Here is a 26,385-nt window from a genome sequence, read left to right as displayed (position 1 = left end):
GCCCACGCCACCAAAAAGATAATCTGAATGATGTTTCTGTAAGCGGCGTTACTGAAACGAGTTCGAGGCGATTCCGGCGTAAGACCGGCTCAGGCCACCGCTCACTCCTCGCCGTCCCAGTAGTCGACGGTCGCGTCGCGGTCGTAGTAGCCGTCCACGTCGCGCTCGCCGTCGCCGCCGGGCGGCGACCCCGCGTACACGCCGATCTTCTCGGAGTCGGGGTAGACGGTCACGTCGGGGTCGTTCATCGTCGACATCGCGAGGTAGCGCAGCGGTTCGTCGCCGTCGTTGACCACGCGGTGGGCACCCTCGGGACCGGTCGGGCAAGCCACGTAGTCGCCCGCCTGAAGTTCGTGTTCGTCGTCGCTGGCGCGGAGCAGTCCGCTCCCGGCGAGTACGTAGAGCGCTTCGGCGTTGCCCGTGTGGTAGTGGTACGGCCACGAGCGCTTCCCGGGCGGGAGTTCGTAGAGGCTACAGCCCAGGTCGGGGTCGCCTTCCGCCGCCGCGGCGGCGAGCTTTTTCCGGCGGAACTCGGTCTCGCCGCGTTCGGTCGTCGTCCACGGCAGGTCGGCTTCGTTGATCGGTTCCATGGGGGAAGGTGTGGCCCGGAGAGGAAAGCTCTCCCCCTGCTCGTCGGTCCAAGCCGTCGGTCGATTCCCCTTCGCCAACCGTTTTCCCGCCCGCTCCCAACGTCGGGACATGGACCTGCAGGCACTCGTCGATGCCGCCTCGACGCGCGACTGGGACACCGACCCCGAGGGGACCGCCCCCCTGGCCGTCGTCGGCCTGGGGAACTACGCCCGGAACGTCTCGATCCCCGCGATCGAGGCGGGCGACTACGCCGAGGTCGGCGCCGTCGTCTCCGGCGACCCCGAGAAGGCCGAGCGCGTGGCCGACGAGCACGACGCCGTCCCGCTGAGCTACGAGACGTACGCCGAGGGCGCGGGGCTCGACGCCTACGACGCGGCCTACGTCGCGACGCCGAACCGGCTCCACCTCGACCACGTCCGCACCGCCGCGAACCACGGGAAACACGTGATCTGCGAGAAACCCCTCGAAGCGACGACCGAGCGTGCGGTCGCGGCCGTCGACGCCTGCGAGGAGGCGGGCGTGACGCTGATGACCGCCTACCGGATGCAGGCCGACCCCGTGATCCGCGCGCTCGGCTCGTTCGTCTCGCGGGGCGGCATCGGCGACCCGACGAAGGCGATGGGGGAGTTCACGTTCCCCGTCCTCGACGGCTCGAAAAGGCCCGACCAGTGGCGTCTCGACGCCGAACTCGCGGGCGGCGGCGCGCTCGTGGACGTGGGCGTCTACCCGCTCAACACGACGCGGTACCTGCTCGGCGCCGACCCCGGCGCCGTCGAGGCGATGGCCCACGCGAGCGAGCCGTTCGGCGACCGGCCGGACGACTCCGACAGCCCGCGGTTCGCCGACGAACACGTCCACGTGCTCGCGTCGTTCCCCGAGGGCGTCGTCGGCGAGTTCACCGCGAGCTTCAGCGGCGACGCCGACTCGTGGCTGGAACTGGCCGGCAGCGACGGCCGGATCAGGGTCGAGAACGCGTTCGTCCCCGGCGCGGACCGGACCGTCCGTGTCAGTACGGAGGACGGCGACGTGGAGCTCTCCGGGCTCGGAGCCGACGAGACCCGTGAGGAGTTCGACTACTTCGCCCACTGCGTGCTGACCGGGACGCCGCCGGAGCCGGACGGGCAGGACGGGCTGACCGACGTGGCGATCATGGACGCGGCGTACGAGGCCGCCGAGTCGGGCGAACGTGTCACGCTCACCCGTCGCTGAGACGTGCGAAAGGTGGAAAGGCGGAGGAGGCGGAGTTGTGTCGGACCGGGTGGCCCCCGTGGTCGGCCCGACGATGCGCCGATGGTGGCGGACCCCTCGCCACGCGAGCGCTGTGTTGGGTTGTCGACGTCACGGCGAGAAAAGCGCCGTCTCCGTCGACGGCTGAACCTACCCGAGAGAACGTGATAAATGCACGGTTCCCGGCCGCAGTGTTCGGTGACGGTGGCGCCGCGGGCGAACACGTAAGTCGGTCCATGCCGACCCGAGCGTATGACCGACGCAGCGATCGTGACGGGCGCGGCCAGCGGGATCGGGCGCGCGACCGTGGACTCGCTCCGGGAGCGATACGACCTCGTCGCCGGCGTCGACGTGGACGACGCGGTAGGCGAAGTCGCCGCCGAGTTCGACGGCGTCGTGGGGTACGTCGCCGACGTACGCGACCACGAGCGCGTCCGCGAGATCGTCGGCGACGTGGAGGACCGTGCCGACGTGGCCGCGATCGTCAACAACGCCGCGATCTCCCGCGACGAGTGGATCGGCGATCTGGGGCCCGAGGCGTGGCGGGAGGTGCTCGACGTGAACCTCACCGGCCAGTACAACCTCGTCCACGCGGCCGCGCCGCGGATGTACGAGCGTGAGCGGGGAGCGATCGTCAACGTCTCCTCCGGCGCCGGCAAGCAGGGGTCGCTCAGCGCGGGCGTCCACTACTCCGCCTCGAAAGCCGGCGTGTTCGGGCTCACGAAGGGGCTGGCCAAACAGCTCGCCCCGCACGTCCGGGTGAACTGCGTCGTTCCCGGGCTGATGGACACGCCGCTGACGACCGACTCGGGGCTCTGGACCGAGGCGGGGATCGACGAGTTCACCGACGAGGTGCCGCTGGGCCGGCTCGGACGGCCCGAGGAGGCCGCCGACCTGATCGCGTTCCTCTGTTCGGAGCGTGCGAGCTACATGACCGGCGCGGTCGTCGACGTCGACGGCGGCGCGGGGCTCGTCTGAGGCGAGCGCGGTCATCCTTCGGCGATCAGTTCGACGCCACGAACGACTCCGCCGCCTTTCGCGCGTTCCGGAGGCGGTGACGGAGACGTGTCTCCTCACGGGTCAGCGTGGTCTCCGCGAACCGCTCCTCCCGGCGCGTGCCGTCGACGCCCGCCGCGCGGCGGAGCTCCGGCAGCGGCTCGTGGGGGAGCGCCGGCTCCTGGTCGTAGTCGCGACGGCTCGTGTACAGCGCCGGGATCAGCTTGTTCCCCAGCGTGACTTGGAGGTCCTCTGCCGCCGCCGCGGCGTCGGAGTCGACGACGTCGACCGCGTCGATCAGGTCGTACGCCTCGTCCAGCGCGGCCGCCAGCGCATCGATCTCCTCGTGGACGCCGTCGAACGACCGGTCCGTCTCCGCCTCGATCGCCTCGATCTGCTCGCGGATATCGACGGCCGTCGCCCGGTAGTCGTGGGGGAGCGCCGGCGAGTCACAGAGCCGGCTGGCCAGCGTCACCCCGATCCGTGTCTCCTCCGCGAGCACGTCGAGATCGACCTTGTCACGGGTGTCCTCGGGGGTGTGCCACCACCAGCCGCCGCCGATGGGGCCGCCCTCGCCGCCGGGCTCCAGCCGCGCGCCCGAGAGCAGCGAGGAGAGGCCGGCGCCCCAGAACGACTGGTCGGAGTTGCGCGCCGGGCGGTCGTCGCCGAGGAACCCCGCCTCGCCGCCGTCGAGCAGCGGCAGGTCGCCCGCCGTCTCCAGGACGTCGACGTGCTCCTCGCCGAGTTCGGCCATCTCCTGGTGCCAGAGCCCGTCGGCGCCTTTCAGTCCGTTGAGGTCGAGGTGGTAGTAGGCGACGCCGTTCTCCCGGAGATCCAGCCACTCCTGGTCGGCCCACCACGCGCTGCCGGCGTACCGCCCCGTCGAGTGGGCGGGCCAGAAGCCGAACACCAGCCCCCGCGCCGGCGGGTCGGCGGCGGCGATCCGGGCGAGTTCGAGCGTCGCCGCCATCGCCGTCGCGTTGTCGGTGATCCCCTCGTACCACGAGTCGACGTGGTTGCCGACGACCAGGTAGCGGTCGCTCTCGGTGCCGTCGACCCGCCCGACCGGACAGGGCAGCGTCGTCAGTTCGGTGGTGACTTCCGTCGTCACGGTCGCCTCGACGGGGCCCTCGGTACAGCGCTCCAGCAGCCAGTTCCCCGCGTCGTGGCCGATCTGGGCCACCGGGAGCTCCGGGATCTCGTCGGCGTCGTCGAGCCCTGGCGTCCCCCACACCGGCGTGACGATCATCTCGTGGAGCTGGTCGGGGTTGACGGACTGGTAGATCACCGCCGCGGCGCCCGCGTCGTCGAGCAGCGTGATCGGTTCGGGCGTGGGCAGCCCCGTCGTGAACACGATCTTCCCCTCGACGTCGGCGGCGGCGACGGACGCCTCGGTCACGTCGTCGAGGCGGACGACCTCGCCCGAGACGCCGCTGGGGGGCGTGCTCGCGCCGAAGGACGTCGTGATCGCCTCGTCGAACGTCTCCCGGGTGGGCGCGGTCACGTCGACGCGGGCGTCCTCCGGGACGCTGATGTACCCCTCGAACGAACGCAGCTCGGCCTCACAGCCGTACTCCCGCAGCGTCTCGACGACGTACTCCGCGGCCGCCCACTCGTCGTCGGTGCCGGAGATCCGCTCGGTGCCGTCGAACGCGTCGACGTGCCGTTCGAGTTCGTCGCGGTCGACGCGCTCTCGGAGCGCCTTCTCGGTCTCTCTGTCGATCGGTTCGAGCATACCGGAGGGTGGACCGACGGAGCTATAGCTGTTTGGACGGCAGCAAGGACCGTGAAAAACGGGGAGCACGTGGTCTGAAAGGCGGGTCGCATCCGATCAGTCGAACAGCGAATCGGGCAGATCGACGCCGACACCCGGCCCCGCCGGGACGGCCATCTCGGGGCCGACCTCGAGCGTCTCGGTCGCCGGGTCCCCGGCGACCATGTCCGGGATGACCTCCGCGGCCGCGGAGAGTCGCGGGACGGTCGCACAGAGGTGGAGCGTGAGCGCGGCGCCGAGTGAGGTGTCGAACGCGCTGATGGGTGTCACCGGGCGGCCAGCGTCGGCCGCGACCTCGGCCATCGTCGTCCACTCCCGCAGCGACCCCGTCTTGGCGAGCTTCAGGCAGATCCCCGAAACCGCCGCCGGCTCGGCCAGCAGCTCGCGCACGTCCCGCAGGTCGTGGATCGACTCGTCGGCGAACACGGCCAGCCCGCTGGTCCGGCGGAGATGACGCAGGTCGGCGGTCGCGGCCGGCGCCACGGGCTGTTCGAGGTACTCGACGTACGCCGGACGCTCGATCCGCTCGACGGCGCGTGCGGCGCGCTCGGCGGTCTCCCAGCCCGTGTTGGCGTCGACCCGGACCGAGAGCTCGTCGGGGTCGCCGCGGGCGGCGAGCGCGTCGACGACCGCGTCGATGCGCTCGGCGTCGGCCCGGGGCTCGCCGTTCGCTTTCAGTTTGAACCGCGTGTAGCCGGCGTCGAGCCCGGATTCGACGCGCTCGACCGCCTCGTCGGGCGCGACGCCGCCGACGGCGCTGACGGTCGGGACGGTCGTCCGTCGGGTCGGTCCGAGGAGGTCGTGGAGCGGGACACCCTTCCGGCGGGCTTTCAGATCCAGCACCGCAGCCTCGACGGCGACGGCCGCGCCGGGGTGGTTCGGGAGCCGTTCCCTGGCGCGAGCCAGCGCCCGGAGCGCAGGGTCGGGCGGTTCGTCGACGACGGCCGGCGCGTACTGCTCGCGGGCAGCGACGGCCATCGTCGCGGCCGTCTCGCCAGTGAACGTCCGGAGTGCGGCGCCCTCGCCGTAGCCGACGGTCTCGCCGTCGTCGACGCGGACGTAGCAGTGGTCAGTCGGCAGGTCGCCGTAGCTGGTCGGGAACGACTCCGCGAGCGGGAGCGTTCGGGTTTCGACGTCGACGGCGGTGATGGGACGGGTCACGGAAAATACACCGAGGGGGTTAGACGTCGAAGAACGGCGCGAGCGCCTCCCGCGAGGGTTTCGAGGTGAGGTAGGAGCCGGCGATCATCCCCACCAGACACATGATCACGCCCGGGACGACCGGGTCGATCTGTGCGAGGACACCCGAGATCACGCCGGCGTCGGTGCCGAAGTGCCACACGAGCACCGAGATGAATCCGAGGATCATCCCGGCGAACGCGCCGGTGGTGTTCATGCGGTCCCAGTGTAAGCCGAGCAGCAGCGGCATCGAGAACGTCGCTCCGATGATCGCCGCCTGCAGCAGCACGATGAACTGCACGAGCCCGCCCAGCAGCTCGCCGTACAGCGCGAGGAAGAACGGGATGATCCCGACGAAGATCACCGAGATGCGGTTCGCCCAGAGCTTCCGGTTCTCGCTGGCGTCGGGGTTGAGCAGTTCGGCGTAGATGTCGTGGGCGATCGCGCCCGCCGAGACGATCATGATCGAGTCGACCGTGCTCAGCATCGCCGAGAGGATCGCGCCGATCACCAGCGCGCCCAGGATCGGCCCCAGCACGTCGATGCTCATGATCACGCTCGCGAGGTCGGGGGTGGTGAGCTGGGGGTAGAGCACGCGCATGCTCATCCCGACGACGGCGACGCCGGCGCCGATCAGGATCTGGAAGATCAGCGTCGTGCCGATCGCGTACCGCACCGTCTGCTCGTCGCGCATCGAGTAGATGCGGACGATCTCGTACGGCGCGCCCAGCATCCCGAACCCGAACGCCAGCGCGATGGTGCCGACCTCGAGCGGGGTCATCGCCCAACCCAGCAGCGCGGGGTTGAGCGAGGTGAGCATCATCTCGAGCTCGCCGACCCCGCCGATGTTGCCCAGCAGGATCGGGATCGAGATGATCGCCCCGACGGTCATGATGATGATCTGGACGAAGTCGGACAGCGCGCTCGCACGCATCCCGCCGAAGGCGGTGTAGGCGATGATGATCGCGACCATGATCGCCATCCCCATCTCGGTGGAGACGCCGAAGATCGACTGGAAGATCAGCCCGGCGCCGGTGTACTGTGCGCTGATGTACACCGTGTAGGCGACGACGATCAGCAGCGCCGAGAACGCCCGCATACGGTCGCCGCCGGTGCCGTCGTCGCCGAACCGGACCGCGATGAAGTCGGGGACGGTGATCTCGCCGAAGCGCCGCATCTGGGGCGCGACGAACACCAGCGAGACCAGCCAGCCCATCCAGAGCCCGATCCAGATGTAGACGAAGCTCACGCCCGTGAGGTAGTGGACCCCGAGCGTGCCGACGAACGTCCCGGCGCTCATCTGTGTCGCCGACAGCGTCGCCGCCCCGACCGCCGGGCCGATCTCCCGGTTGGCGACGAGGAAGTCCTCCTCGTCCTCGGTTTTGAGGTAGCCGTACACCCCGATCCCGAAGATGACCATGAAGTACAGCGCGAGGGTGATGATGAACACCCAGCCGACGGTGCCGATGACCGCCATCAGGCGTCACCTCCGCGTTCGAGGTCCTCGCTACCGACTTCCTGTTCCGATACCTCCTGCCCCTTGTGTCGTGCCCACAGTAACGCGCCCGTCACGAACAGTAGCCCGATCGCGACGAACGGTGTGAGCATTACGATTAGTGATGCCATCTCTCTCTCACGCTGTCTTCCGGTCGATTGCCAGTCCGCCGACGACGAAGCCGACGATCACCACGACGCCGACGACCGAGTAGAGGGCGTCCTCGGTGAGGATGCCGGGCCCGGACTCGCCGTACTCAGCCGCGATGAACCCCGGCACGTGCAGGAGCTCGTACGTCGCGGTGTTCCCGTCGACGGTCGCCGGGCTCGGGAACGCCCCGCCAGCGACGGTCGTTCCCTCGGGGAGCGTCATCGTCGCGTCGACGACGTTCGCCTGCCCGGGCGTGGAGTACTCGGGCACCCAGAGGGGGGCCCTCACTTCGCCGGCCGGCCCGGCGACCTCGTACTCGAGGGTAACCGTCACGGTGTCGCCGTCGGCGACGTCACCGACGGGGACCGAGATCGCCCAGTGGCGGTCCTCCTCGTTGACCGAGGCGTCGACGCTCTCGCCGTCGACCGTGGCCGAGATGTCACCCACGTCGCGGTCGGGGAGCTCCCACATCGTGCCGCTGATCGACGTGAGCGCGCTCTCGCCGCTGCCCGCCTCGGCGACGTCGAACTCGTACTCGGCGGTGACGGTGCTGGTCTCGCCGCCGTCGATGGTGATCGACGTCCCCGCCAGATCGACCGACGGCGAGGACTCCTGTGCGGCGACGGTGCCCGGTCCGAGCACCAGCCCCACCAGGAGGAACCCCACCACGAGTTTCGTGGCGACCGACGTTCGACTGCTGTCTCGACGGATCATGTGTACGGTGTGTGAATCATCGTTCGGTGTGGTACGTTACACAGTCCCGTGCCGTTCGCTCAGTAAATACGTTTTGGTCAGATAACGTGTATGTCTGATACTATCAAAAAAAAACTATCACGTCGAAAACACGCGTTCACAAGCCTGAGACCGGAGATACAACTGTCGAGTTGTGAGCCACAACCAATTCTTTCGATCCGATACGTTTCCACAAACCCCCGGCGTGAATGTTACGCGTCCGGCGCGATCAGGGTCGGATCACCACCTTCCCGATCACGTCACGGTTCTCGATGGCGGCGTGTCCCTCGGCGATCCGATCCAGGGGGAGCACCCGGTCGATCCGCGGCTCGAGCTCGCCGTCGGCGACGAGCGAGAGGACGTCCCGGAACTCCTGTCGGTTCCCCATCGGTGCCCCACGGATCTGGCGGTGGTGTTGGTACACCGAGCGGATGTCGATGTCGGGGTCGGGCCCGGACGTAGCGCCACAGATCACCATCCGGCCCCCCATCGCCAGCGAGTCGATGGACTGCTGCCACGTCGCCTGCCCGACGTGATCGGCGACGAGGTCGACGCCGCGGCCGTCGGTCAGCTCCATCACGGCCTCGTCGAACGCGACCTCGGTGTAGTCGATCAGCTCGTCGGCGTGCTCGCCGACGATCGCGGCCTTCTCGTCGGTGGAGGTGGCGGCGAACGTCGTCGCGCCCAACCGTTCGGCGATCTGGAGCGCGGCGTTGCCCACGCCGCCGCTGGCGCCGAGGATCAGCGCGGTCTCGGCCGGCCGGAGCTCGCCCGCACCGACGATCATCCGCCACGCGGTCGTGAACGTCACGGGCACCGCCGCGGCGGTGACGAAGTCGAGCGAGTCGGGTTTGGGTTCGAGACACCACTCGGGGACGACGGCGTACTCCGCGAGACCGCCCGGCCGGTCCTCGCCGATGATCTGGTAGTCGTGACACATCGTCTGCTCGCCCGCCATGCAGAACTCACAGTCCCGGCAGCTCACGCCGGGGTAGACCACCACCTCCTCGCCGACCCAGCCGTCGTCCGCGTCGTCGCCGACGGCGTCGACGACCCCCGCCATGTCGCTGCCGGTCCGTTTCGGGAACGCGCCGTCGTCCTCGGGATGTCCCTTCCGGGCGAACACGTCGAGGTGGTTCAGCGCGACCGCCTCGACGGCCACACGGACCTCGTCCGGTCCCGGTTCGGGCGTCTCGGCGTCGACGACCGAGAGCGCGTCTTCGGGGGCACCGTACTGGGTGATGTGTGCAGTCCGCATACCCGTCGTGGGGGGAGTGAGAGCAAAAAGGCGCGGATCGGGGCGATCGGCGCCGTGACGGACCGCCGACGGGTTTTTCTTCCGGCAGTGGATACTGTCGTGCGTGAAAGAACGCATTCAGCGCACGATCCGACGCGCACAGTTCGCCGCCGCGGGCGCCGCCATCGGCGGCGGTCTCGGCGGGCTGATCGGGAAGAACGCCGCGAGCACCGCCGCCGGGTTCGGCGCGCTTATCGGCGCGACGATCGCGGAGAAGGTCGGGCCCGCGGAGGAGCTCAAAGAGCGGTTCCAGCGCGGCGCCGACGAAGTCGAAGCCGCGGAGTAGCCGCGCGGTCGGTTCTCAGTCGTCGCCGGCTGTTCGCGTCGGCGACACCGTCAGTCGTCGCCGGCTGCCCGCGTCGGCGACATCTTCAATCGTCGGCCGGCGCCGTGCCGCTCGCGGAGACGCCGGTGCCCGGGCCGACGTCGATCCCCAGGTCGTCGAGTTTCTCGTCGGGGACGACGCCGTCGACCCAGCCGCGGTGGTCGTAGTACTCCTCCTTCATCGCGTCGAGTTCGCAGAGTTCGCCCGCGATCCCGCCGCCGGCGGGCACCGCGTCCTCGGCGCCCTCGACGAAGCGGTCCGGCAGCGAGTCGTCGTCGCCGTCGAATCCGGCGAGGTTGTTGTAGTAGCGTTCGAGGTTGTACACGCGCTCGCCGGCCTCCATCAGCTCCTCCTCGCCGACGGAGCGGCCGGTCATCCCGTTGTACTGGTCGATGTACTCCTCGACACCCTCCGCGAAGGCGTTGAACTTGCAGATGTCGAAGGAGTCCGAGATGGCGTGGAGGTCCTGGAACGTCGCGGTGAGTTCGCCCTTCCCCTCCCACTCGGTGGGGTCGACCTTCTCCGGGATGCCGAGGATCTCCGCCGCGGGCGTGTAGCCGCGCAGGTGGCAGGCGCCGCGGTTCGAGGTGGCGTAGCCGATCCCCATCCCCTTCAGGCCGCGCGGGTCGTAGGCGGCGATAGACTGCCCCTTCACGTCGAGGCGGCAGTCGTGGGCGTCGAGTTCGGCGGCGGCGCGCTTCTGCCCCTCCGCGAGCACGTCCGCGAGGTCGGTCTCGCGGCCCGCGATCTTCTCGAGCATCTCGACCATCGCGTCCACGTCGCCCCACTCCAGGGTCTCGTCGAACTCGTCGAGGTACCCTTTCTCGGCGGCCTCCATCGCGAACGCGAGCATGTTCCCGCTGTCGATGGTGTCGATGCCGTAGTCGTTACAGCGGTCCATCAGCAGCGCGGTCTTGTCCCGGTCGTCGTTCATCGAGTTCGGGCCCAGCGCCCACGCGGACTCGTACTCGTAGGACTCCATCCGGATGTTGAGATCCTGGCCCTTGTGGTGGACGTCGACCTCGACCTCCTTCTTACAGGCGACCGGGCAGGAGTGACACGTCGGGTCGTCGACGAGGATGTTCTCCTCGACGTTCTCGCCGGAGACCTTCTCGGAGTCGATGTTGGGTTCGTCCGGCTCCTCCTCGGCCTCCATGCTGGTGGAGGTGAACCGCCCGTTCCGGGTCGGGAGCCCGTCCATCTCCTCGGTGAGGTTCATCAGCACGTTCGTCCCGTACACCGAGAGCCCGCCCTCGTTGGGCGCGGTCACGTCGGACTCCTGGATCGCCTGCATCGCCGCCTTGTGGCCCTCCATGAACGTCTCGCGGTCGGCGGGCTTGGGCATCTCGGTCCCGGACTTGACGACGACGGCTTTGAGGTTCTTCGACCCCATAACCGCGCCGGTGCCGCCCCGCCCGGAGGCGCGGTCGTCCTCGTTGATGATGCAGGCGTAGCGCACCTGGTTCTCGCCGCCGGGGCCGATCGCCATCGTCGAGAGGTTCTTGCCGTACGCGCCGTCGACTTCGGCCTCGACGGCGTCCATCGTGTCGTGGACGCCGTACCCCCAGAGGTGGTCGGCGTCCCGGAGTTCGATCTCGCCGTCCTCGACGACGGCGTAGACGGGGTCCTCCGCCTTCCCCTCGAACAGCAGGCCGTCGAAGCCGGCCCACTTCAGGCGGGCGCCGCTCCATCCGCCGTGGTGGGAGTCGGTCACCGTGTCCGTCAGCGGGGATTTGGTGACGACGGCGATGCGACCGCTCATCGGCGCCTGGGTCCCCGTGAGCGGTCCGTTCATGAAGGCGAGGAGGTTCTCCTCGCCCAGCGGTTCGACGTCGGGGCCGTTGTCGAACGCGTACTTCACGCCGAGGCCGCGCGCGCCGATGTACTTGCGGGCGTCCTCGTCGTCGATGCTCTCGTAGTCGACGTCGCCCGCGTTCAGGTCGATGCGAGCGACGTGGTCCTGGAAGCCGCCGAGATCAGTCATAGGTAATGCTCGTTCCTTACATAGGGCCCGTCGGCTGTTAGGCGTTCTCACGGGGAAGTAACCGATACTGGTTACGAAACCCACCTATCGGACGGCGCCGAGGTCGGCGCCATCCGTCGGTTTTCGCCGTCGGGAGGTTTATCCGCGTCGGGGTGCCACTCGGGCCTATGGAGACGGTCTCACTGGGTGCGCCGGAACCGATCCTCGACTCGTTGCCCGGCGACGACGACGCGCGCAAGGACATGCGCGAGGCGGTCGCGGGCTGGGAACGCCGGATCAACGACGCCATCGAGGCCGCCGAGGACGACGACGAGGCGGTGGGGTACGTGCTCGACGCCGTCGAACGCCTCGAGAGCCGGATGGAGACGTTCGACGAGTTCGTCCCCGAACTCCGGGCGTGGGGGCAGTCGCCGATCTACGCCATCTCGTGGCGGAACCTCTACGCCGAACTGATCGCCCAACTGTACGACCACGAGGATCTCGGCGACGCGCTGGACCGCCAGCGGAACCAGCGCCTCGTCGAGGACGGTATCCGATTCGGGGGCAAATGAACGTCGAACTCCGGTTTTTCGCGACGTTCCGGCAGGCAGTCGGGGGGAAGATCGTCGAACGGGAGTTTCCGGAGGGGACGACCATCGGCGACGTGCTCCGGGAGCTGGAGGAGGAGTACGACGATCTCGAGGGGCAACTGATCGAGGACGGCGACCTGCGGCCCCACATCAACGTGCTCAAGAGCGGGCGCGAGGCGCTCCACCTCGACGGGATGGACACCGAACTCGGGGACGGCGACCGGCTCAGCATCTTCCCGCCGGTGGCCGGCGGCTGATGCGCCGCGAGAAACAGTTCCGCGGGATCTCGATACGGCTGGCGCGGAACTACCTGAAGAACCTCGGCGGCAGTGCCGTCGACGGTTCCGGTGACGACACCACCGTCGAGGGCGACGGCTGGCGGGCCGAGCTCGCCGCGGAGAAAGTCGAGATCGGACCCTCGATGGAGCTCACCGAGGTCACCGTCGTGTTCGAGGCCGACGACCTGAGCGAGGACGCGTTCGAGGAGCTGATCGAGGACTTCTCGCGGAAAGCGATGCGAGCGGGGGGTTAGGCGTCGCGTTCGAGGCTGTCAAGCACGCGCCGAGAGAACGTCACCTCGTCTATCTCGCCGGCCTCCAGCGCCTCGAACCACTCGGCGTCGGCGCGCCACGAGCCGAGCCGCTCGTCGTCGAGGCCGGTAACCGTCGCCTCGACGCTCCGGACGGGCCAGTCGCGCTGGTCGAACAGCTTACGGAAGTCGTTGACCACGTCGCCGACCTGCTGGTGGGGGATCTCGCCGTGCTGGTCGGCGGCGGCGGACTGGTAGGTGAGTTCGTAGCTGCCGCCCTCGACGGTGATCGACTGGAGGTAGCAGCCGTGGTTGGTGAGCCGGGATTCGAGCGCGAACGCGCGGTCGTCGTCCATCACCGGGAGATGGCAGTCGCCGGGGATAGGCGTTGTCCTCGCGAACTTTTAACTCGGCCGAAACGAACCGTGGTCGCATGTCCCCACAGGTCGCCGACGTGCGCGAGGCGTTCCCCGTCCTCGACCGCGAGGTGAACGGCGAACCGCTCACCTACCTCGACAACGCCGCCACGACGCAGACGCCCCGAGAGGTGTACGAGACGTTCGAGGCGTTCTACGCCGGCTACAACGCGAACGTCCACCGCGGCATCCACGAACTCAGCCACGAGGCGTCGCTCGCCTACGAGGACGCCCACGACCGCCTCGCCGCGTTCGTCGGCGCGAGCGGCGGGCGCGAGGAGATGATCTTCACCCGCAACACCACCGAGAGCATCAACCTCGTCGCCCACGGTCTTGCACTCCCGGAGTTCGGCCCCGGCGACGCCATCGTCACCACGGAGATGGAGCATCACGCCTCGCTGGTGACGTGGCAGCAGGTCGCCGAACGGACCGGCGCGGAGCTGCGGTTCGTACAGCTCACCGACGACGGCCACGTCGACCAGGAACACGCGAAGTCGCTGATCGACGACGACGTCGAACTGGTGTCGGTGCCGCACGTCTCGAACGTGCTCGGGACGGTGCTCCCGGTCCGGACGTTCGCGGAGCTCGCCCACGACGCCGGCGCCGTGCTCGTCGTCGACGGCGCCCAGTCCGCGCCGACGCGGCCGGTCGACGTGGAGGCGATGGGCGCGGACTTCTTCGCGTTCTCGGGCCACAAGATGGCCGGCCCCACGGGGATCGGCGGGCTGTACGGCCGGAAGGAGCTGCTGGAGGGGATGGAGCCGTTCCTCTACGGTGGCGCGATGATCCAGCACGTCACGTTCGACCGCTCGACGTGGAACGGCCTCCCCTGGAAGTTCGAGGCCGGCACGCCGCCGATCGCGGAGGGGATCGCGCTCGCGGCCGCGGCGGAGTACCTCGACGACCTGGGGATGGACTGGGTACGCGAGCACGAGAACCGCCTCGCGCAGTACGCGCTCGAACGGCTGGCGGCCCGCGACGACGTGGAGACGTACGGTCCGGAACCGGGCGAGGAACGGACGGGGCTGGTGAGCTTCAACGTCGACGGCGTCCACGGCCACGACCTCTCCTCGATCCTGAACGAGCGCGGGATCGCCGTCCGTGCGGGCGACCACTGCACCCAGCCGCTACACGACCAACTCGACGTGCCGGGGTCGGTCCGGGCGTCGTTCTACGTGTACAACACGACCGAGGAGATCGACCGGCTGCTGGACGCGATCGACGGCGCCGAGTCGAAAGTCGACGCCCACCTGCGGGATCGCTACGCCGATCGACTGTACGACCACCACCGCGACCCCCGGAACACCGGTAGCCTCGCCGACCCGTCGCTGGTGAAATCCTCCGAGGAGACCACCTGCGGCGACGACGGGGAGTTCCACGTCGACGTGGCCGCCGACGGCACGATCGAACGGCTGGCGTTCGAGAGCGAGAGCTGTGCGGTGAGCCGTGCGGTCGCGAGCCTCGTCTCCGAGTACCTCGAGGGTCGAACGCTCGCCGACGCCGCCGAGATGGAGGGCGAAGTGGCGGCGATGCTCGACGGGGAGTTCCCGGATCTCCGCCGGGAGTGTGTGGTCGGCCCGGAGGAGGTGATCCGCGAGGCGGCCCGGGAGTACCTGGCGGACAGACACGCTGTCGGAGACTCCCTTTCGTCGCCGTAACGGATCTCTCCGCTCCGTTCGATGCCCTGTCCGTCGGTCCACACGGTTATCCCTGTTCGTAGATACTCTCAGACAACGGGTACTCAACGATGCAGCAATCCGCAGACTCGATCCGCGTTCTCCACGTCGACGACGAGCCGGAGTTCGCGGATCTGGTCGCAACGTTCCTCGAACGGGAGGACGACCAACTCGACGTCGAGACGGCGACCGGCGCCGACGAGGCGCTGAAGCTGCTCGCCGACGGGACGTTCGACTGCGTCGTCTCGGACTACGAGATGCCGGAGACGGACGGTATCGAGCTCCTCGAGACCGTCCGCGACCGCGGTCCGGACCTCCCGTTCATCCTGTTCACGGGGAAAGGGTCCGAGGAGATCGCGAGCGAGGCTATCTCCGCGGGCGTCACCGACTACCTCCAGAAGGAGGGAGGGTCTGGCCAGTACGCGGTGTTGGCCAACCGTATCGTCAACGCCGTCGAGAGCGACCGGATGGAACACGAGGCCGAGCGGACCCGGACACAGTTCCAAGCGATCACCGAACACTCCGCCGACGCCATCGTGACGATCGACGCCGACAGCCGGGTCCGGTTCGCGAACCCGGCGGTCGAGGACGTGTTCGGCTACTCGCCCGCCGAACTCGAGGGCGAGTTGCTGACGACGATCATGCCCGAGCGGCTGCAGGAGCCACACTTGGAAGCCTTCAAGCAGTACGTCGAGACCGGCGAGCGGACGACGGACTGGACGAACCTGCTGTTCACCGCGCGCCGGAAGGACGACTCGTCGGTCCAGCTGTCGGTGTCGTTCGGCGAGTTCGAACACGACGGGGAGCTCCGGCTGATCGGGATCATGCGCGACATCTCCAAGCGGGCACGGATGGGCGAGTGGGATCTCGCGCCGGCGGAGTACCGGGACATCTTCGACAAGGCCGAGGACGGCATCGCGGTCGTCGATCCCGAGACGGGGACGCTGGAGCAGGTGAACCAGCGCTACGCCGAGATGCTGGGCTACGACCCCGACCGGCTCTCGGGCACGTCGATCGAGGCCATCAGCGCCGACGACCCGTCGTTCGGGCAGGAGGCGGCGATGGAGCGGATCCGGCAGGTGCTCGAGGGGACCACACAGCAGTTCGACTGGCCACTCCAACGGGCGGACGGCACCGTCCTCTGGAGCGAGGTGAGCCTCAAGCGCACACACATCGGCGGCGAACTGGAGATACTCGCGTTCGTTCGCGACATCACCGAGCGCAAGGAGCGCGATCGGGAGCTTGAGTTCCTCGAGGCGTTGGTCGACACGATCGGAGTCGGCGTCGCCGCCCACGGGGACGACGGGGAGTTCGAGTACGCGAACGAGGCGTTCGCGGAGATCCTCGGCACGGACAGGGAGTCGCTGATCGGGATGCCGCTGTGGGAGCTCAAACCCGACCTCAACCGCGAGGGGTTCGAGCGGTACTGGGACTCCTTCGAGGAGGGTGAGACACGCACCGAGGAGACCGTCTACGAGTACGATGGGGAGGAGGTGCCCGTCGAGACAGTGACGACCTGTGCGGAGATCGAGGGCACAACCTACCACTTCGGAACGGTCACCGACATCACCGAGCGCAAGGAGCAGGAGGAACGGTACCGGGCGTTCGTCGAGCAGTCCAACGACATCCTCACCGTGCTCGACACGAACGGGATCTACCAGTATCAGAGCCCCTCCGCCGAACGGGTGTTCGGCTACGATCCGGAGTCGCTCGTCGGCGACACGGCTTTCGAGTACGTCCACCCCGAGGACCGCGAGAAAGTGCTCGAACGGTTCGCTGAGCTGGCTCACGGCAGCGCCGGGAACATCGACGTCGAGTACCGCTTCCGGCACGCCGACGGCTCGTGGTGCTGGGTCGAGTCACGGGGGATCCAGCAGCCGCCGGACTCGGTTATCGACGGGTTCGTGATCAACAGCCGCGACGTGACCGAACGCAAGCGCCACGAGCAGGGGATCGCCGACCTCCACGAGGCGACCCGCGAGATGGTCGAGGCGGGCGACGAGACGGCGGTGTGTGACATCGTCGTGGAGACGGTCGAGCGCGTGCTCGATCACCCGATCGCCGGCGTCTGGCTCCGCGACGGCGAGCGGCTCGAACCGGTCGCCGAGACGGCGGCCGCGCGGGCGTTCTTCGACGAGACCCCCACCTACACCGAGGGCGAGAGCCTCTCGTGGCGGGCCTACGAGACGGGCGATCCGATCGTCGCCGCCGACCTCCACGAGGAATCCGGGCTCCACAACCCCGACAGCGACCTCCGGAGCGAACTCGTCCTGCCCCTGGGCGAGTACGGCGTGATGAACGTTGGCTCCCGGGAGTCGGACGCGTTCAGCGACAACGACGTCGCGCTGGCGAAGCTGCTGGCAGCGAACGCCCAGGTCGCGCTGGGGCGAGCCGAGCGCGAGCGCCTGCTCGAACGCCAGACCGACCGGATGGAGTTCTTCAACTCGATCCTGCGACACGACGTGCTCAACGCCGTCACCGTCATCCGCGGACGTGCGGAGTTCCTCGAAGCCGAACTCGAGGGCGAGCAGCGACGGGACGCCGAGACGATCGTCCGGTGGAGCGACGACGTCGAGGAGATCGTCGGCCGCGTCCGGACCGTGCTGCGGACGCTCACCGGCGAGGGTGACACCGAACTCGAGCCGATCGACCTCGGCACGGAGCTCCGGGCGGAGATCGAACGCGTCCGGGCGACCTACCCCGAGGTGACGTTCGAGACCGAGACCCCCGAGTCGACGGTGGTGCTCGCCAACGACCTGCTCGGCGACGTGCTGGGCAACGTCGTCACCAACGCGATCGAACACAACGAGACCGACGGGCTCCGGGTGGCCGTGACCGTCGAGCGCGATGACGAGTCGGTGTTCGTCCGCGTCGCGGACAACGGGACGGGCGTCGACGACGACCGTACGGAGGCGATCTTCAGGCGGGGGAACACCGGTCACGCGAAATCCGTCGGCTCGGGGTTCGGCCTCTTCTTCGTCGACGCCATGGTGGGGGAGTACGGCGGCGACGTGTGGGTCGAGGAGAACGAGGACGGTGGCGCGACGTTCGTGATCGAACTCCCGGCGCCGCCCCGGTCTGACTGAGGCGTACCTATTTGCGCCCGGCGAGTGCAGCCACGGGTATGAGCGACAACGGGGTCGTACTCGTCGTCGAGGATGCGCCGGACGTGGCCGAGACGTACCGGCGCTGGCTGGCGTCGTCGTACGAGGTCCGCGTCGCCGAGGACGGCGAGACGGCGCTGTCACGGCTCGACGAGTCGGTCGATGTGGTGCTACTCGATCGGATGATGCCCGAGACGTCCGGCGACGAGGTGCTGGCCGAGATCCGAAAACGGGGGATCGACTGCCGGGTCGCGATGGTGTCCGCGGTCGACCCCGACTTCGACGTGCTCGAGATGGGGTTCGACGCGTACCTCACCAAGCCGCCCGACCGCGAGGAGCTGCTGTCGACCATCGACCGCCTGTTCGACCGCGCCGAACTCGACGACGACATGCAGGAGTACTACTCGCTGGTCGCCCGGAAGGGCGCTCTCGAATCGGAGAAGTCGGCGTCCGAACTGGAAGAGAGCGAGGCGTACGACGAACTGATCGACCGGATCGAGCGTGTCGAGCTGATCGTCGACGACGAGCTCGGCGACCTGCGCTCCGACACGGAGTTCGTCAGCGCCGTGCGCGAGATCGACGAGGGGGGCGAGGAATGATCTCCGAGTACGACGTCGGCGGCGCCCTCCCCGACGAGACCGTCGGGTCGCTGCCGGCCGGGACGAACGTCCTGGTCACGGGGCCGGCGATGGTCGGCAAGCGCGAGGTCGCGTTCCGCCTGCTGGCTGCGGGCCACGAGGACGACGACGGCGTGCTGTGTGTGACGACGCGCTCCTCCGCCGGGCGCCTGCTCGACGAGTTCGAGCGGTACGTCCCCGCGCTCGACCACGACCGGATCGCCGTCATCGACTGTTCGGGCAGCGACAGTCGGCGGACGCTCGAGCGGATCGCCACCGAGCGCGTCTCCTCGCCCGCCGACCTCACCGGCATCAGCATCGGCACCGCGAAACTGCTCCGGCGGTTCGCGGGGCGGGAGATCGACGAGATCCGACACGGGCTGGTCTCGGTCTCGACGCTGCTGCAGTATCTCGACCGGAGTACCGTGTTCAAGTTCCTCCACATCTACACCTCCCGCATCGAGGACACCGATGGGATCGGCGTATTCACGCTCGACACTGCCGTCCACGACGAGCAGACGGTCAACACGGTCACCAGCGAGTTCGACTGCGTCGTCGAACTTCGAGAGACCGAGGCGGGACGCGAAGCCCGGATCAGGGGGCTGCCCGGCGCGTCGCGGGCGTGGCGGGCGTTCGACTGACGCTTCCGACGATCACTCGGCCCGGGTCGACTCCGTCGACTGGTCCCTGTGGTAGCGAGCGCGCAGGCCGAGCGTTAGCGCGCCGAGCCCCAGCAGCAGGGCGGCGAACTCCGCGATCGGTCCGGCGACCGGTACGAGCCCGAGCAGCAGGAACAGTAGCAGTCCGACCAACAGCGCGAGCCAGCGGTTCTCGGTGCCGGCCAGCCCGAGCGCCCACCGGCCCACGGCGTACTTGCCGTAGACGGACGCGATCCAGAGTCCGAGCAGGTAGAGCGCGATCCCGGCCAGCGAGAACGGGATGCCGACGACCGTGACCGCGACGAGCACGAGCAGGATCGGGACGGCGATCAGCGCCAGCAGCCCGATACCGCCGGCGACCGCCGGCCCGTCGGTGACGCGGGCCACGACCGACTCCGAGAACGCCGGAAACACGAGCAGGAGGAGCGCGCCGAGGAGCAGGCTGGTGAGCAACGAGTAGATCGTTCCGATCCAGGAGGGCAACGGACCGAACCCGGTGTCGCCTCGGAGGCTCTGATCCTCGATCACGCCTCCCGCGACGGCCGCGTCGGGACTTCTATCGAACGTTTCCGCGTCGTAGCGGAACTCGCCGCCGACGTCGGCGTTCGGGCCGAGCGTGACGGTGTTCCCGGCCGCGCGGACGTCCTCCGCGACCGCGCCGTCGACAGTGACCGCGCCCGCACCGACGTCGAGGCTCCCGCCGATCCGGCCGGTGTCCGTCAGATCGAACGAGCCTGCCCCGATCTGCACGTCGCCCTCGACGGTCCCGGCGACGATCACGCTCCCGCCAGCAGCCTGGAGGTCACCCTCGACGGTGCCGGTCTCCGTGATCCGGATGGTGCCGGCGGTGCCGGCGACGTCGCCGGTTACGGTCCCTCGAACGACGATCGTCCCGGCCACGCCGTCGATGCCGTCGACGGTCTCATCCTCCCCGACGACGATAGTGTCGCCGAACTGGCCGGTCGACTGCGCGGCAGCGACGCCACTGAGCGACGAGAGGAGCACCACGGTGACGACGGCGACGGCAGCGACGCGACGACCGAAGGGTTGCAGGGTCATACGCGAAGTAGTAGGCTCGATGATGTATTAGTAGTTCACGCTTACCTCTCGCGCGCCCGAACACGCAGTCGGACCGGCTCCGCGGGACGGGTGTTCGCGCTCGCCTGCAGCGACAGCGCCTCGGTGACACGGTCGAGTTCGAACCGCCGGAGCAGCGTCGCCGTCGCGAGCCGGAGCTCCTGCCGGGCGAACCGCATCCCGATACAGTGTCGCGGGCCGCCGCCGAACGGGAAGTAGGCGTACTCCGGCCGCTGGCCGACCGCGGGACCGGCGGTGTCGTCGCCGCGGACCGTGCCGTCGGCGGTCTCTCGGAGCCAGCGGTCGGGGCGGTAGCAACCGGGGTCGTCCCACCACTGCTCGTCGTGGTGGACCGTCCACGGCGAGAGGTTGAGCACGACGCCGGCCGGGATCCGGTAGCCGCCGAGGGTGACGGGCTCGGTCGGCTCCCGGAAGAACGTGTGGACCGGCGGGTAGAGCCGGAGCGCCTCGTCGACGGCCGCTGTGAGCGTCGGACAGTCCCGGACCACCGATGGCGTGACACCGCCGTCGAGCGCGGCCACCTCCGTCCGAACACGGTCCTGTACCGCCGGCTGGCCGGCGAGACAGTAGAGCGTGTACGTCAGCCCGAGCGCGCTGGTCTCGTGGCCGGCGAACAGGAAGGTGACGGCGTTATCCACCAGTTCGTCCTCGTCGATCGCACCGATCTCCGCGGCGGCGACGAGCGTGCCGAGCAGGTCGTCAGCGTCGGCCGGGGTCGCGGCTGGGCCCGCGGCTCGTCTTTCGGCGACCAGATCGCGGATCGTCCCCCGGAGCGCGTCGATGCGGCGGTGGTAGCGCCGCCGCGTCGGCGTCGGCACCCAGTCCGGGAGGAACGAGCTCAGCCGCGAGGTGTCGAACCGCTCGGTGATGCTCTCGGCGGCAGCACGGGCCGTACCGCGGGCGGCGTCGACGTCGTCGCCGAGGAGGCTCTCGGCCAGCACGGCGAACGCGTAGTCGGTGGCGGCTTCGTGAACGTCGACGATCTCGCCGTCGTCCCACCCGTCGGCGGTCGCTCTGGCGTGGTTGACCATCGAGTCGCCGTACGCCTCGATCCGCTCGCGGAAGAACGCCGACCGGACCGCGTCCCGCTGGCCCCGCCACTGCTCGCCCTCCGCGAGGAACAGCCCCTCGCCCAGCAGGCTCCCGAGCTGCTCCTGGGGCATCGCCCCCTTGACGTAGCGCCCGTGGTCGTCGACCAGCACCCGCCGAACGGCCTCGGGGTCGGTGAGGAGGTAGGCTTCGGTGCCGAACACGTCGTACCTGGCGACGCCGCCGTACTCGCTCGAGAGCCGTTCGTAGAACGCGAAGGCGTCGTCCGCGAGCGTGTGGACGTTGCCGAACACCGGAAGGCCGTCCGGCCCCGGCGGGCGCGGAAGTTCATCGCCGTCCGGCTGTCCGGGCGACTCGTCGGGGGCGGGCTGAGTCGGCTCGCTCATACCGGTGGGTTGGGCAGCCGGACAACTCACCGTTGGCACGGATCTATCCGTGTATTCAAGTACTCCGTGCCGTAGATCGACCCGTGCAGTACGTCCACGTCCGGTTCGAGTTCCCGCCGTCGTTCCGGCACCCGATGCACGCGTTCCTCGACGAGGGGGAGGGCTGGCGCTCGGAGCTCCTGACGTGGCGGCGCCTGCCCGACGGGACGCTGGTGACGCTGTTTCGGGTGACGGCGCCGCGGGAGCCGTACCTCGACCGCCTGCGCTCGGTCGACTCGATCGGCCGGGTCGAGACCGCCCCGGGCGAGGATGGGTTCTACCTCAAGGCCCACGAGTCGCTGGGCGGGTCACTCGAGGCGTTCCTCGACGCGTTCACCGAGACGGAGTTCCTTGCGGTCCCGCCGGCGGTCTACCGCTCAGGCGGGCGCCTCTCGCTCGGCGTCGTCGGGCCGACGGACCAGCTCCGCGAGGCGCTGGCGGCCGTCCCCGACCCCATCGACGTCGAGATCAGGCGCCTCGGCCCCTACGCGGGCGGCCGTCGGCTCGCAGGCGTTGGGTTGACCGACAGACAGCGCGAGGCGGTCCGGGTGGCGGAGCGGGTTGGGTACTACGACGTCCCGCGGACGGGAACCGTCGCGGACGTGGCTGACGAACTCGGCTGCTCGTCGTCGACGGCGGGGGCACACCTCCGGAAGGCGGAGGCGGCGCTGGTACGGGCGTTCCTGGCCGAGTGACGAACGCCGGCTCCCCGGCCGCCTGCGGGGGTCGGGCTGGCGTCGCAGCTACTCCTCGAAGACGAACGTGCCGTCCTCCTGGACGACCTCGCCGTCGACCTCGATGCGCGAGTCCTCGCTCATGTCGACGATCATGTCCATGTGGACCGCGCTGTCGTTGCGCTCGCGGTCCTCGGGGACGGTCCACTCGTAGGCGCGGCCGATCGCCATGTGGACGGTGTCACCCATCTTCTCGTCGAACAGCATGTTGTAGGTGAACCGGTCGATGTCGCGGTTCATCCCGATGCCGAGTTCACCCAGATAGCGCGCGCCGTCGTCGGTGTTCAGCACTTCCGTCAGCACCTCCTCGTTCTTCTCGGCGGCGTGGTCGACGACCTCCCCGTCCTCGAAGGTGAGCCGGACGCCCTCCACCTCGCGGCCCTGCGCCATCAGCGGCTTGTCGAACAGCACCTCGCCCTCGACGCTGTCCTTGACGGGGGCGGTGTACACCTCGCCGCCGGGCATGTTCTTCTCGCCGTAGTCGTTCTCGGTGATCATCCCGTCGACGCGCATCGTCACGTCGGTCGTGTCGCCGGAGACGATCCGGACCTCGCTGGCGTCGTCGAGGATCTCGACCATCTGGGCCTGGAACTCGCGCTGCTGTTCCCAGTCCTTGTCGATGGCCGACCAGACGAACTCCTCGTAGGCGGCGGTGGACATCTCGGCGTCCTGGGCGTTGCCCGGGGCAGGGAACGCGGTCGCACACCAGCGGGTCTCCATCGTCGCCTCCTGGATGGGCTTGTTGGCGGCCGCGAAGGCGGTGTTCGTCTCGGGATCGACGTCGCCGGTCTCGTGGGTGTTGGTCGAGCCGCGGATGCCGATCGAGGCGTCGGTCTCCTCGGCCATCGCGAGGGTGTGCTCCGCGAGCTCGACGTCGTCGGGGTCGATCGCGCGCCGGTACGCCCGGCTCGCGCGCTCGCTCGAGAGCCGGATCGACGCGCTCGCGCCCACCTCGCCCAGCTTCTCGGCGACGGCGATCACGAGCTCCTCGGCCACGGGCGGGCCGGTGACGGCGACGTTCTCGCCGGCAGAGACGTCGGTACAGTGGTCGACGAGGATCTCGGCATGTCGCTGGATACGGTCGTCCATGGGGTGGTGCTGGACGGCGGGGGACGAAAAAGGTGTCAGAACGAGGTTTCTGTAAGGTGATGGAGGGGTTACGCCTCGCGCTCGAACTCGGGGTCGAACATCCGCGCCGACATCGGCGCCGGGTCGCCGTCGGTGACGTTGTACTCGGAGAAGTCGGTGACGCCGGCCTCGCGGAGCAGTGCTTCGTCGTAGAAGCTGTTGCCCGTACACTCCGCCGGATCGCGATCGAGGATTTCGAGCACCGCGTCGGCGACTATGTCGGGGGTGCGCCAGTCGTCCTCGGTGCCGAGACCGAAGTAACGGGTCGCACGCGTGTCGATCGTCGTCACCGGCCAGAACGTGTTACAGCCCACGTCGTCGCTGGCTAACTCCTCGGCGAGCGAGAGCGTGATGAACGACATGCCGAGCTTCGACCACGCGTAGGGTGCTTTCCCCGGCGAGCGGTCGGTCACGACCGGTGGCGAGTTCGACAGCAGCCACGCCCCGTCTTGGTCGGCGAGGTGATCGGCGAACGCGTGGGCGACGACGTGTGTCCCGCGGACGTTCACGTCGGTCAGGAGGTCGAACCGGTCGGCCGGCAGGTCGGCGACGTTCGCCAACTGGATCGCGCTGGCGTTGTTGATCACGATATCGATCTCGCCGAACTGGTCGATCGCCTCGTCGACGACTTCCTCGACGCGGTCCTCGTCGCGGAGGTCGAGTTCGAGCGCGAGCGCCTCGGGCCCGCGCTCGCGCACCTCGCGGGCCGTCTGCTCGATCGATCCTTCGAGTTCGGTGTCGTCGTCGTCGGTCGTCTTACCGGTCGAGACGACGTTGCAGCCGTGGTCGGCGAGTGCGAGCGCGAGCTGTTTGCCGATGCCGCGGGTCGTTCCGGTGATGAACGCTGTGGAGTTCGAGAGGTCGGGGTCCGCGAGGGTCATAGGGGCGGATGGGGTGGTGGGAGTATAGTTCCCGGTGGCCGGAGCGGGGGCAGCGAGTAGCTGTCCGTCCGCCCGTCGATTTCGCCCTTCGTTCACGAGTCCATCGTCGACGACTCCGACGAAGAACTCCTCCTAGACGTGCTCAGGGCCTCCTCGCCGCCCCAAAACTGGACGGGTGTCGGCTCGTCGACGCCGACCACCGGGCGAAGCGCCGGGCACTGGAGTTCCTCGCCGAACGACTGCCACCACAGGAACTCGCCGAAGTCTGCCTGCGGCTATCGACGAGGTGCAGTAATCACGTGGGAAATCGACTGAGAAGTGGAGACTGTCAGATCTCGCAAGCTCCACTACGCGCCAGCCTGTTCGGTCGATACGTCGTCGCTGACGAGCGAGTAGTGGACCTCGATGTCGTCGTACTGTGCGACGGGCCGCTTCGAGCGACCGTCGTCGACCAGTTCGATCACACCGAGTTCGGAGAGTTCCGTGAGGTTCCGGTGTACCTCTTTGAAGTCTCGGTCGACGATCTCCGCAGCGTCACGCATGCTCTCGGGTTCGTGCTGGCGAATTGCCCGGAGGAGCGCGAGGTTCGCTGGACTCAAGAGCCGCGCGAGTTCGGCCTCTGACTCGAAATTGAGCACGTGGGTTGGGCCGACGTCCTCGGGTTCCTCACCGGCTTCGGCAGCCCTCAGCATCTCCTTCGTCTGTTCACGGAGTCGATTCTCCTCGCCCACGTACACGTGAAGCGTTCGGTCGGGGGTGGGTTCAGTGTCGGTCATCGGTTTGAAGGTGGCGTTCAAGCACTGTGTTCGGTGACTTCCTCCTCGAACCGTTCGAGGAGTTCGATCATTCCGGGGAAATCGATTTCTTCTACCTCATCGGCAGTATGGCGCTCGTGCCCTTTCGTGTCCTCGTGGGAGTTGTCGTACCGAAGTATGGTTCGCCGTCGAGCGTTCCGAAGTGCAGCGAGTACTTGTAGCCGGACGGGTACGCTGGGTCATCCGTCGTGACGATGGTCTGTCGTTCGACATAACCGTCGAAGGTATTCGTGAAATCTCGTATGACCCGAGCACCCATCGACGTATGATGGACTGTTCCCCACCATCATAAACGTATGGGGATAACCCCATCAAAACGCCACGAAGTTCCCAGGAAGAGTAAGTTGGTAGTCCGCTCACGTCAGTTGCCGCGACGCGAGGTTCGCGGTTTCGTTTTTCTTGTTCGTTGGAATCGGGACAATCGACTGCAACTCCCACGGCAGTTCCTGACTGAATACGTGGTCGGCTATCGCAACGAGACAGCAGTGCGACGTTCGAGGAACCTCCGAAAGCCTGTCGGAAGTCCGCACTCACGTGTGCGCCGCAGTGCTGGCACTCCGAATGGGACGCCTCGGTTTCGAGAGGCGTCATCGTGCCCCCCGTTCGGCCGCAGACGGCGGTGCGTCCGCACCGTCCTACTGGTCGTCCCCTGTCGCGCACCCCGGCAGGGCGTCGACCCGCCCTCCGGATGCAGTGCAAATCCTTTCTGAGATGGACGGCGCTCTGAGCCAGAAGTGCCGAAAACGGTAGCGAAAGCGTCGCTACTGTTGCCTGTCGAACCCTCCGCATGCCGGTAAAATTCGAGTGGACTCGCGGGGATTTGAACCCCGGGCCTTCCCCGTGCCAGGGGGATGATCTACCACTGATCTACGAGCCCTCGCTGCACTCCTTCGTACCGCGGTCCGGTTATTAAGGGCTTCGATGGCCGGGCGGC

General features: G+C 68.4%; 26 protein-coding genes and 1 tRNA gene. 11 read left to right on the top strand and 16 right to left on the bottom strand.

Features of this window, described 5'->3' with window-relative positions:
- Positions 1-101: 101 nt before the first annotated feature.
- Complete coding sequence (locus tag B4589_RS02345) at positions 102-590, bottom strand: cupin domain-containing protein (RefSeq protein ID WP_079232757.1); 489 nt, start codon at positions 588-590, stop codon at positions 102-104.
- A gap of 109 nt (positions 591-699) precedes the next feature.
- Between B4589_RS02345 and gfo6 the strand changes: the two genes are divergently transcribed.
- On the top strand, positions 700-1,800 hold the full coding sequence (gene gfo6, locus B4589_RS02340; RefSeq protein ID WP_079232756.1) for a D-xylose 1-dehydrogenase Gfo6: 1,101 nt from the start codon (positions 700-702) through the stop codon (positions 1,798-1,800).
- 270 nt (positions 1,801-2,070) lie between these two features.
- Complete coding sequence (locus B4589_RS02335; RefSeq protein WP_079232755.1) at positions 2,071-2,796, top strand: SDR family NAD(P)-dependent oxidoreductase; 726 nt, start codon at positions 2,071-2,073, stop codon at positions 2,794-2,796.
- A gap of 25 nt (positions 2,797-2,821) precedes the next feature.
- On the opposite strand, the gene B4589_RS02330 is transcribed toward B4589_RS02335, so the two are convergent.
- From B4589_RS02330 to B4589_RS02305, 6 genes are all read right to left on the bottom strand, one after another.
- A complete protein-coding gene (locus B4589_RS02330) occupies positions 2,822-4,549 on the bottom strand; it encodes a M28 family peptidase (RefSeq protein ID WP_079232754.1) in 1,728 nt (575 codons plus the stop codon).
- Between the two features lie 96 nt (positions 4,550-4,645).
- Positions 4,646-5,749, bottom strand: a complete 1,104-nt coding sequence (locus B4589_RS02325; RefSeq protein ID WP_079232753.1) for a mandelate racemase/muconate lactonizing enzyme family protein — start codon at positions 5,747-5,749, stop codon at positions 4,646-4,648.
- Between the two features lie 19 nt (positions 5,750-5,768).
- Positions 5,769-7,244, bottom strand: a complete 1,476-nt coding sequence (locus B4589_RS02320; protein ID WP_079232752.1) for a sodium/solute symporter — start codon at positions 7,242-7,244, stop codon at positions 5,769-5,771.
- Positions 7,244-7,393, bottom strand: a complete 150-nt coding sequence (locus tag B4589_RS02315) for a hypothetical protein (protein ID WP_158081129.1) — start codon at positions 7,391-7,393, stop codon at positions 7,244-7,246. The genes B4589_RS02320 and B4589_RS02315 overlap by 1 nt, the downstream gene beginning before the upstream one ends.
- 7 nt (positions 7,394-7,400) lie before the next feature.
- Complete coding sequence (locus tag B4589_RS02310) at positions 7,401-8,126, bottom strand: hypothetical protein (protein WP_079232751.1); 726 nt, start codon at positions 8,124-8,126, stop codon at positions 7,401-7,403.
- A gap of 247 nt (positions 8,127-8,373) precedes the next feature.
- Positions 8,374-9,402: a zinc-binding dehydrogenase gene (locus B4589_RS02305; RefSeq protein WP_079232750.1), complete on the bottom strand. Its 1,029-nt coding sequence runs from the start codon at positions 9,400-9,402 to the stop codon at positions 8,374-8,376.
- A 103-nt stretch (positions 9,403-9,505) separates the two neighbouring features.
- On the opposite strand from B4589_RS02305, the gene B4589_RS02300 reads away from it, so the two are divergent.
- Positions 9,506-9,727 carry a hypothetical protein gene (locus B4589_RS02300; protein ID WP_079232749.1) on the top strand — a complete coding sequence of 74 codons (222 nt, stop codon included), beginning with the start codon at positions 9,506-9,508 and terminating at the stop codon, positions 9,725-9,727.
- 85 nt (positions 9,728-9,812) lie between these two features.
- On the opposite strand, the gene B4589_RS02295 is transcribed toward B4589_RS02300, so the two are convergent.
- Positions 9,813-11,750 (bottom strand): aldehyde ferredoxin oxidoreductase family protein, encoded by a 1,938-nt coding sequence (locus B4589_RS02295; protein WP_079232748.1) that lies wholly within the window; start codon positions 11,748-11,750, stop codon positions 9,813-9,815.
- A 167-nt stretch (positions 11,751-11,917) separates the two neighbouring features.
- Between B4589_RS02295 and B4589_RS02290 the strand changes: the two genes are divergently transcribed.
- The 3 genes from B4589_RS02290 to B4589_RS02280 are packed head-to-tail and all read left to right on the top strand — an operon-like array spanning position 11,918 to position 12,851.
- Complete coding sequence (locus B4589_RS02290; protein WP_079232747.1) at positions 11,918-12,301, top strand: hypothetical protein; 384 nt, start codon at positions 11,918-11,920, stop codon at positions 12,299-12,301.
- Positions 12,298-12,576, top strand: coding sequence for a ubiquitin-like small modifier protein 1 (locus B4589_RS02285; RefSeq protein ID WP_079232746.1), 279 nt, complete (start codon positions 12,298-12,300; stop codon positions 12,574-12,576). The genes B4589_RS02290 and B4589_RS02285 overlap by 4 nt, the downstream gene beginning before the upstream one ends.
- Complete coding sequence (locus B4589_RS02280; RefSeq protein WP_079232745.1) at positions 12,576-12,851, top strand: hypothetical protein; 276 nt, start codon at positions 12,576-12,578, stop codon at positions 12,849-12,851. Before B4589_RS02285 ends, B4589_RS02280 begins: the two co-directional genes overlap by 1 nt.
- Here the strand turns inward: B4589_RS02280 and B4589_RS02275 are convergent.
- A complete protein-coding gene (locus B4589_RS02275) occupies positions 12,848-13,204 on the bottom strand; it encodes a hypothetical protein (protein WP_079232744.1) in 357 nt (118 codons plus the stop codon). The genes B4589_RS02280 and B4589_RS02275 overlap by 4 nt on opposite strands.
- 77 nt (positions 13,205-13,281) lie before the next feature.
- On the opposite strand from B4589_RS02275, the gene B4589_RS02270 reads away from it, so the two are divergent.
- From B4589_RS02270 to B4589_RS02255, 4 genes are all read left to right on the top strand, one after another.
- Positions 13,282-14,922 carry a SufS family cysteine desulfurase gene (locus B4589_RS02270; protein ID WP_079232743.1) on the top strand — a complete coding sequence of 547 codons (1,641 nt, stop codon included), beginning with the start codon at positions 13,282-13,284 and terminating at the stop codon, positions 14,920-14,922.
- A gap of 89 nt (positions 14,923-15,011) precedes the next feature.
- Complete coding sequence (locus B4589_RS02265) at positions 15,012-18,026, top strand: PAS domain S-box protein (RefSeq protein ID WP_079232742.1); 3,015 nt, start codon at positions 15,012-15,014, stop codon at positions 18,024-18,026.
- Between the two features lie 38 nt (positions 18,027-18,064).
- The gene (locus tag B4589_RS02260) at positions 18,065-18,643 is read left to right on the top strand and encodes a response regulator (protein WP_079232741.1); all 579 of its coding nucleotides are present in this window, start codon (positions 18,065-18,067) and stop codon (positions 18,641-18,643) included.
- Positions 18,640-19,302 (top strand): hypothetical protein, encoded by a 663-nt coding sequence (locus B4589_RS02255; protein WP_079232740.1) that lies wholly within the window; start codon positions 18,640-18,642, stop codon positions 19,300-19,302. The genes B4589_RS02260 and B4589_RS02255 overlap by 4 nt, the downstream gene beginning before the upstream one ends.
- Positions 19,303-19,314: 12 nt before the next feature.
- Here the strand turns inward: B4589_RS02255 and B4589_RS02250 are convergent, their stop codons facing one another.
- Complete coding sequence (locus tag B4589_RS02250) at positions 19,315-20,379, bottom strand: polymer-forming cytoskeletal protein (protein WP_079232739.1); 1,065 nt, start codon at positions 20,377-20,379, stop codon at positions 19,315-19,317.
- A 41-nt stretch (positions 20,380-20,420) separates the two neighbouring features.
- A complete protein-coding gene (locus B4589_RS02245; protein ID WP_079232738.1) occupies positions 20,421-21,854 on the bottom strand; it encodes a cytochrome P450 in 1,434 nt (477 codons plus the stop codon).
- An 83-nt stretch (positions 21,855-21,937) separates the two neighbouring features.
- On the opposite strand from B4589_RS02245, the gene B4589_RS02240 reads away from it, so the two are divergent.
- The gene (locus tag B4589_RS02240; RefSeq protein ID WP_079232737.1) at positions 21,938-22,588 is read left to right on the top strand and encodes a helix-turn-helix domain-containing protein; all 651 of its coding nucleotides are present in this window, start codon (positions 21,938-21,940) and stop codon (positions 22,586-22,588) included.
- A gap of 48 nt (positions 22,589-22,636) precedes the next feature.
- On the opposite strand, the gene B4589_RS02235 is transcribed toward B4589_RS02240, so the two are convergent.
- The 5 genes from B4589_RS02235 to B4589_RS02215 form a co-directional block, all read right to left on the bottom strand.
- Entirely contained in the window at positions 22,637-23,716 is a 1,080-nt protein-coding gene (locus tag B4589_RS02235) for an aminopeptidase (protein ID WP_079232736.1), read from the bottom strand.
- Positions 23,717-23,784: 68 nt separating this feature from the next.
- Complete coding sequence (locus B4589_RS02230; protein ID WP_079232735.1) at positions 23,785-24,636, bottom strand: SDR family oxidoreductase; 852 nt, start codon at positions 24,634-24,636, stop codon at positions 23,785-23,787.
- A gap of 347 nt (positions 24,637-24,983) precedes the next feature.
- Positions 24,984-25,412, bottom strand: a complete 429-nt coding sequence (locus B4589_RS02225) for a hypothetical protein (protein ID WP_079232734.1) — start codon at positions 25,410-25,412, stop codon at positions 24,984-24,986.
- Positions 25,413-25,429: 17 nt separating this feature from the next.
- Positions 25,430-25,570, bottom strand: coding sequence for a DUF6516 family protein (locus B4589_RS18480; RefSeq protein WP_394353850.1), 141 nt, complete (start codon positions 25,568-25,570; stop codon positions 25,430-25,432).
- 686 nt (positions 25,571-26,256) lie between these two features.
- Positions 26,257-26,328 (bottom strand) — tRNA-Ala (locus tag B4589_RS02215).
- Positions 26,329-26,385: the final 57 nt, after the last annotated feature.

The organism is Halolamina sp. CBA1230, from assembly GCF_002025255.2.
Taxonomy (GTDB): domain Archaea; phylum Halobacteriota; class Halobacteria; order Halobacteriales; family Haloferacaceae; genus Halolamina.
This window is presented reverse-complemented; position numbering and strand designations above follow the sequence as displayed.

Coding starts and splice junctions, on each gene's coding strand:
- B4589_RS02345 (WP_079232757.1), bottom strand. CDS start 590: ATGGAACCGATCAACGAAGCCGACCTGCCGTGGACGACGACCGAACGC.
- gfo6 (WP_079232756.1), top strand. CDS start 700: ATGGACCTGCAGGCACTCGTCGATGCCGCCTCGACGCGCGACTGGGAC.
- B4589_RS02335 (WP_079232755.1), top strand. CDS start 2,071: ATGACCGACGCAGCGATCGTGACGGGCGCGGCCAGCGGGATCGGGCGC.
- B4589_RS02330 (WP_079232754.1), bottom strand. CDS start 4,549: ATGCTCGAACCGATCGACAGAGAGACCGAGAAGGCGCTCCGAGAGCGC.
- B4589_RS02320 (WP_079232752.1), bottom strand. CDS start 7,244: ATGGCGGTCATCGGCACCGTCGGCTGGGTGTTCATCATCACCCTCGCG.
- B4589_RS02315 (WP_158081129.1), bottom strand. CDS start 7,393: ATGGCATCACTAATCGTAATGCTCACACCGTTCGTCGCGATCGGGCTA.
- B4589_RS02310 (WP_079232751.1), bottom strand. CDS start 8,126: ATGATCCGTCGAGACAGCAGTCGAACGTCGGTCGCCACGAAACTCGTG.
- B4589_RS02305 (WP_079232750.1), bottom strand. CDS start 9,402: ATGCGGACTGCACACATCACCCAGTACGGTGCCCCCGAAGACGCGCTC.
- B4589_RS02295 (WP_079232748.1), bottom strand. CDS start 11,750: ATGACTGATCTCGGCGGCTTCCAGGACCACGTCGCTCGCATCGACCTG.
- B4589_RS02290 (WP_079232747.1), top strand. CDS start 11,918: ATGGAGACGGTCTCACTGGGTGCGCCGGAACCGATCCTCGACTCGTTG.
- B4589_RS02285 (WP_079232746.1), top strand. CDS start 12,298: ATGAACGTCGAACTCCGGTTTTTCGCGACGTTCCGGCAGGCAGTCGGG.
- B4589_RS02280 (WP_079232745.1), top strand. CDS start 12,576: ATGCGCCGCGAGAAACAGTTCCGCGGGATCTCGATACGGCTGGCGCGG.
- B4589_RS02275 (WP_079232744.1), bottom strand. CDS start 13,204: ATGGACGACGACCGCGCGTTCGCGCTCGAATCCCGGCTCACCAACCAC.
- B4589_RS02270 (WP_079232743.1), top strand. CDS start 13,282: ATGTCCCCACAGGTCGCCGACGTGCGCGAGGCGTTCCCCGTCCTCGAC.
- B4589_RS02265 (WP_079232742.1), top strand. CDS start 15,012: ATGCAGCAATCCGCAGACTCGATCCGCGTTCTCCACGTCGACGACGAG.
- B4589_RS02260 (WP_079232741.1), top strand. CDS start 18,065: ATGAGCGACAACGGGGTCGTACTCGTCGTCGAGGATGCGCCGGACGTG.
- B4589_RS02255 (WP_079232740.1), top strand. CDS start 18,640: ATGATCTCCGAGTACGACGTCGGCGGCGCCCTCCCCGACGAGACCGTC.
- B4589_RS02250 (WP_079232739.1), bottom strand. CDS start 20,379: ATGACCCTGCAACCCTTCGGTCGTCGCGTCGCTGCCGTCGCCGTCGTC.
- B4589_RS02245 (WP_079232738.1), bottom strand. CDS start 21,854: ATGAGCGAGCCGACTCAGCCCGCCCCCGACGAGTCGCCCGGACAGCCG.
- B4589_RS02235 (WP_079232736.1), bottom strand. CDS start 23,716: ATGGACGACCGTATCCAGCGACATGCCGAGATCCTCGTCGACCACTGT.
- B4589_RS02230 (WP_079232735.1), bottom strand. CDS start 24,636: ATGACCCTCGCGGACCCCGACCTCTCGAACTCCACAGCGTTCATCACC.
- B4589_RS02225 (WP_079232734.1), bottom strand. CDS start 25,412: ATGACCGACACTGAACCCACCCCCGACCGAACGCTTCACGTGTACGTG.